This window comes from Thermosphaera sp. (assembly GCF_059755995.1).
Map to the genome: position 1 here is coordinate 1 of NZ_DBOUKL010000003.1, position 6,074 is coordinate 6,074.

Sequence of the window (6,074 nt, forward strand, 5' to 3'; positions counted from 1 at the left end):
AACCCAGAAGAGCAAAGAAGTAATGCAGCAAGGATTAAACGAGGCTACAACAGCACTAGAGGTCGACGGGTCAGTACTGGGATACGTTGAAACCGGCCCTGCGGTGACATACATCTACATACCCTTGAAGGTTTCACCGGGGCAGCTGGCAGTAGACTTCTCGAGCGATAAGATAGACATAGTCATAAACCTGCCGGGCGGAGCGTTCAGCAAGATAAACCAGGATAATGACCCGGAGGCTCCAGCGAGCACGCCTGTTGACTTAACCAGTCTGCAGCCCTCAGCAACTACTACGCCGGTTGCAGAGATATACATCATACAGGGAGATGCTGACTACGTGCTGGAACCGGGCGAGAAGTTCATAGTGGTCATCGGACTACCTACAGGTCTAACCCAATACCAGAAGTTCACGGTCGAGATCAGGCCGCTGCAGGGAGCACCGCTAATAGTTGAGAGAACAATACCTCCAACCCTCACAGAGGACGAATTCGTGAACCTAGGGTGATCAGGTTGAATCTAAACCTTTTTTTTAACCCCTTACCCTCTTTCCCGGGTGGTTTCATGGCTTCATGTTTTAAGCAAAGTGTTTTGAGGAGGGGTTTGAAAATGGTTTTCATGTGCTCGGCTTGCATGTTTACCGGTTTGCTGAGTGGCTTCATCCTAGCCTCGCAGTGGATAATAACGGTTGCACCTGGTTTAACAGGGATTGGGCTGGCAGTTGCCCTTGGGTTCTCCATTCTTCCAGTGGCAGCCTACATTCTACACGTCATCGTGGATTCCGTTCTCGCGTTAAGGAATCCATCTTACTTCACTGAAAGGGGGCTGGAGGTATGTGCTTGAAGCTCAGACAGCTCTCAACAAGATCTGGCCCTGTGACTGCTGGTTTTGCAGGTTGTTTACGAGGAGAATTCTCTCCCACTACGTTAAAAGTGCGCACGTGTATAGGGTTGAACCCCGTGTCTTTCCGGGAGGTGAGACTGAGTTGTCCCAGGAGCTAGACATTGGTAAGGAGTTAAAAGATTTGAAAAACGCGGTCTCAGAGCTCAGGAGCGCCGTGGCTGAGATAAAAGCAGTATTGGCAGATCTAACAGGACCATACAGCTACTATAAGCCTAAGGAGGAGGTGGAGCCAACTCAGCTTAGAGCTGAGCAGGTAGCGGTAACCCCGGCTGGGGTTGGCGGCACACCTGAACCCTCAGCTGAGCCGGGGAGAGCTGAGAAGCCGGTTGAAAAACAGTTAAAGCCTAGTGGGAAGGGTTTTGAGGAGCTTGTAGACATCCTAAGCGAAGCTGGTAGGGTTGTAAGAGAGGAGAGGGAGGCTTTGACAAGTATAAGTCTCAAGCAGACGATCAACCTTATGAAAATGATCTACGAGGTTAGGAAGCTCTATCCTAAAGCAAGTGTTGAAAGAATACTGGACTTGATAGAACAGTTGAGAATAGTGTCGAAGGAGGAGGCAAGCATCTTGAGAACAACGATTAACATTGTTGAGCAATCACTTGAGGAGAACATAACACCGGAAGAGAACACGCTACTAATGTATATGTTGCTGAAGAATCTCGGGATAAGGGAGGAAGGTGTTGAAGACGAGGTTATGAGGACTGTTTTGAAAACCCTGGCGTTACAGAGGACGAAGAGCCAGCATGCTGTGGAAGCCGAGGAAAATAAGAGCGAGAAGCACCCTAGAAGGGCGAGGAAGGAGGAGTCACCGCAGGGTGTTAGCGATAAATGGGAGAATCAACAACAATAACACACGCGATTTTGACAATCGTCGCAGTGTTAATGGCTTCCCTCTTCGCAGCCGTAGTCATAGGCCAGATTAACACTGTCTTAAACGTAATCTCGAATAGTATTAAGAGCAAATCAGATTCCTATAGGTTGAGCGTAACCATTATACATGGATCATTGGATAGGCAGGCGAGCACCTTATACTTGTATGCTAAAAACACCGGGGATGTAGTATACAGCGATCTCGGAAACATTGACTTCATTGTAACAGATTACTCCGGCAAAACCTTTTACTTCTCAACAAGGGGTGGAACAGTAGAGGTTGTAGAGTACGGGATGCAAAACGGGGTGTTCGAGAAAGGGGAGACAGTACTATTCCAGATAACGCTGCCGGGATCCTACACGCCTCCGCTAGAGGTGAAGATGGTGCTGTCTAATGGTTATTCGACAGTGTATACTGTTGGATGAGGGTTCCCGATGCCCTCCGAGATCATTATACCGGGTTTCACCGCTATCGTATTACTGCTAATGGTAGCCCTGTCCGTAACGGGGGTCTTAACCACCTCGCTCTCATTAATCGTCAACGCTGTAAGAGAAGCTCAGGAAGACTCGTTAAGAAAGATGAGCAGGGTTTTCATCAAGCAAGCTATCGTCAACTACAGAGACGGGGCTTTGGAGGCTGAGATTCTTGTAGAAAACAGTGGTCCCAACCCTGTTTATAAGCTAGAAGAATGCGATTTAATCATAGAGTACTTCTCTACTGATGGATTGCTTAAATCTATAAGGCTCTCGTATCCTTCCGACTGGCTTGTTGAAAAGGTTTTCCTGGTCGAAAACTACAGTGTAAGCTTCACGGAGCACTCTCTAATAGATCGCGGGGAATTGGGAGAGATAAGAGTCCTTGCTCACATAAACGATTTAAGTGTTGAAAAGCCTCTCAGAATAGTGTTCACAACGCATTACGGCTCCTCCGACTCTAAATGGGTGTTTGCTAATGCTCAGGGTTAGAATGATCACTACCGGGAATGAAGAGCTCGACACGAAAATGGCTGGGGGGCTACCGTTTCCAGCACTGATAGTTATCGAGGGGGGACATGGTACTGGTAAATCCGTTCTCGTCCAACAGTTTGCTTATGGTTCTTTAAAGAGCGGGTTAAAAGTAACGGTGGTGACCACTGAAACAACCACTATAGGATACGTTAGAGGGATGATTAATGTCGGATTCGACGTTCTCGACGAGTATTTGCGGGGTCAGTTAGTGGTTTACTCGACCCAGATTCCAAGGGTTAAATGGGTGACCTCGACCAGCAAGGACCTGCTCTTCCTAACCCTTAAACACATGGTTTCCCACATTGACAAATACGATGTGTTCGTAATAGATTCTTTCAGCATCCTCGTGAAGGGTTCTAAGAGAGAAGATATTGCAAACTTCCTTACTGTGGTTAAGAAAATTGTTGATAAAGGCAAGCTGATAATTCTGACGATCCATCCAGAAGGGCTCTCGGAGTCGCTGCACGCTGGGCTGAAAGCCATAGCGGACGGCTACATAGAATTGAAAAATGTTGAAATGGGCGGCAGGGCTCTTAAAGTAATGAACATTATAAAACTGAAGGGGGTTCCAACTGTTTTCGAGAACACTATAACTTTCGACGTTGACCCTGCATTCGGTATTAAACTCGTCCCAATGGCTCTTGCGAAAGTCTAGGGTGGGAGCATGTCCAGGTTCCAATTGTTAAAGGTAAAGGGCAGGAAGAAGGAAAGGGCTGTTAAGGAGCCTGATTTCGGCGAGAAACCAGCTTACCTCCTAACGTATATGGAGTCTTTTGGAAAACAACATGGGGAGGAACCGAGGTTTGTTGATAGGCCCACTGGAGACATGAAGATGTGGTCCAGGATCAACATAGTGTACCCTGTAGGGGGCGGAGTTTTCATTCACGTTACAAACCTGGTTAAAACAGCTACAGGGTACAACCAGTATGTTTCAATCGAGCCCCCGCAGCCCCCGTCCAACGTGTTGAAAGCTATTGAAGAGGCCTTAGCCCTGAAGATTAAGCCGGAGCACGCTTTAGAATCCGCAGAGGAAAGGAAGAAGATCCTGCTGGAGCTCCTTGAAGATGTTTTAGACATAAAGGATAGACCAGTTAACTATGCCTCTGTTAAACCAGGCTTCCCCAGAATACCCGTTTACAAAGACGATGCTGATTACGTGAAATATCATTTGATAAGGGATAAAATAGGGGTTGCAATAATAGAACCATTCCTCAGAGACCCTTACCTAGAGGATATAAGCGCTAAGGGTTTAGGAAACATATACGTTGTGCACAAGATATTCGGATCCCTGGAGACAAATGTAGGCTTTCAAAGCGAGGATGAACTAGACGAGTTCATAATTAAACTAGGCGAGAAGATAGGAAAGCCCATATCGAGAGCGCGCCCCGTTGTCGACGCAACCCTGCCTGATGGGAGCAGAATAAACATCGTGTACGGCACGGATGTCAGTCTTTTCGGAAGCAACTTCACTATTCGTAAAGTAGCTAAAACGCCCATTAGCGTTACCCAGCTGATAAAGTGGAATACTTTCAACGAGTACGCCGCAGCCTACATGTGGATGATGCTGGCAGAAGGAATGAGCGCTTTCATATGTGGTGAAACCGCAAGCGGTAAGACAACCGCTTTAAACGCGCTCGCCGTCTTCATAAGGCCTAATTACAAGATCGTCTCAATAGAGGACACCGCGGAAGTAGTCCTACCTCACAAGAACTGGGTTAGGGAGCTTACAAGGGACACTGGAAAGCAGGAGAGCAGTGTCACAATGTTCGATCTCCTCAAAGCTGCCCTCCGTCAGCGTCCAAACTACATCATTGTTGGAGAGATCAGGGGCGCCGAGGGCAATATTGCTTTCCAAGCAATGCAGACCGGCCATCCCGTGCTCTCAACATTCCACGCAGCAAACTTGGAGAGGTTGTTGCAGAGGCTGACCAACCCGCCTATAAGCGTCCCGAAGACAAATCTAGATACTTTAAACATTGCCTGGTTCCAGTCATCAGTGTACGATAAGCGGGGAATGCTAGTTCGTAGAATGATCACGATAAACGAGATAATAGGGTACGATCCTAGGTCGGACTCTATAGCAGCCATACCGGTTTTCAACTGGGATCCTACAACAGATGTTCACAGGTTTGCTGGAAGAGGTTCGAGCTACCTGTTAGAGGAGAAGATAGCTGTCATGAGAGGTATTTCGAGAAGAGATATTAAACTAGTTTACGAGGAGCTGGAGTTAAGAGCCAGGTTCCTAAGGCTCTTGGTTGAGAAGAATGTTTTAGACTACAATGATGTTTACAAGGCAGTTATTAAAACATACGAGCTAGGTTTGGAGGAAGCTTATAAGAGGCTTTACAAGGGGGAGTTATTCTAGTTGAGCAAAAGAAAGTTGTTCACCAGCATTAAGGAGAAGCTTTCAGAGTACTTGAGGAGTTTTGTTTTCAAAGCAGTTACTAACAAGTGGTCAACTATCGCCATAGCTATTGCAGACTCTATAGCAGTATACTACATAGTTACAACAATACCCTACTATGTAAACATAATCCTAGGAGGATTTGTCATACTGGGCTCCTTCCTCCTCATCTACTACTTCAATATTCTGAAAAGAATAGGCATAGTCCCTGTTTCAGATGATCTAATATTCATCCTAGTCCATTTAAGATGTTTGGTAACAGGTAATCCTCCTTTAACAACGCTTTTCGGAAAAGTGGGTGAAACACCATTCTATAAAAGGAGGTACTCTGGGATATTCCAGAAGCTGAGAAGCTTGATTAAAAACTGGGGTTACAGCGCTCCCGAAGCCCTCAAGCTTGTTGCGCGGGAGACTCCCTCAAAGGTTGATGAAATGCTTCTCCAGCGGCTCTCAGCCATTGTTGCAACAGGCGGGGATATTAAAGAGTATTTGCGAATAGAGTATAACACGTTGTTCGCAGAATACAAGGCATCCTACAATAGAATGATAGACACGTTAAGAGTTGTTCTCGGAGTTTACACCACGCTCCTAGGTGCATTAACGTTCATGCTTGCAAACCTTATGTTGCTCGGCATGATCTTCGGCAACGTCTCCGAGCTAATCACCACGGGTGTTTTAGGAGTAGGTTTCGCGTTGATAAGTATGGCCCTACTCCTCTACGTATTCGTGAGAAAACCGTTGTTCGAGTCTAAGCCTAGAAAGAAAACCGGATTCGTAATGCTAATCTCGCTACTAGGTTTAACCGGCTTATTCGTTTTTGCAATAATAGCAGTCTACCTCGTGGTTTCACTGAATATTTTCAATGTTGAATACGTTGCCCTCAGCCTTATGC

General features: G+C 46.5%; 8 protein-coding genes. All 8 read left to right on the plus strand.

What is annotated here, in order from left to right; all coding sequences use genetic code 11:
* The coding region (locus tag AC3OH0_RS00125) for a flagellin (RefSeq protein ID WP_498344313.1) at positions 1-505 on the plus strand (505 nt) is incomplete at its 5' end.
* Between the two features lie 56 nt (positions 506-561).
* Positions 562-840, plus strand: a complete 279-nt coding sequence (locus AC3OH0_RS00130; protein ID WP_498344314.1) for a hypothetical protein — start codon at positions 562-564, stop codon at positions 838-840.
* Positions 833-1,750 (plus strand): hypothetical protein, encoded by a 918-nt coding sequence (locus AC3OH0_RS00135; RefSeq protein WP_498344315.1) that lies wholly within the window; start codon positions 833-835, stop codon positions 1,748-1,750. Before AC3OH0_RS00130 ends, AC3OH0_RS00135 begins: the two co-directional genes overlap by 8 nt.
* A complete protein-coding gene (locus tag AC3OH0_RS00140; RefSeq protein ID WP_498344316.1) occupies positions 1,729-2,196 on the plus strand; it encodes an archaellin family protein in 468 nt (155 codons plus the stop codon). The genes AC3OH0_RS00135 and AC3OH0_RS00140 overlap by 22 nt, the downstream gene beginning before the upstream one ends.
* 9 nt (positions 2,197-2,205) lie before the next feature.
* Positions 2,206-2,736, plus strand: a complete 531-nt coding sequence (locus AC3OH0_RS00145; RefSeq protein WP_193435606.1) for a type II secretion system protein — start codon at positions 2,206-2,208, stop codon at positions 2,734-2,736.
* Positions 2,723-3,433 (plus strand): ATPase domain-containing protein, encoded by a 711-nt coding sequence (locus tag AC3OH0_RS00150; RefSeq protein ID WP_498344317.1) that lies wholly within the window; start codon positions 2,723-2,725, stop codon positions 3,431-3,433. Before AC3OH0_RS00145 ends, AC3OH0_RS00150 begins: the two co-directional genes overlap by 14 nt.
* A 9-nt stretch (positions 3,434-3,442) precedes the next feature.
* Positions 3,443-5,143, plus strand: coding sequence for an archaellum flagellar ATPase motor FlaI (gene flaI, locus AC3OH0_RS00155; RefSeq protein WP_498344318.1), 1,701 nt, complete (start codon positions 3,443-3,445; stop codon positions 5,141-5,143).
* A partial coding sequence (locus AC3OH0_RS00160) for a type II secretion system F family protein (RefSeq protein ID WP_498344319.1) occupies positions 5,144-6,074 on the plus strand: 931 nt, incomplete at its 3' end.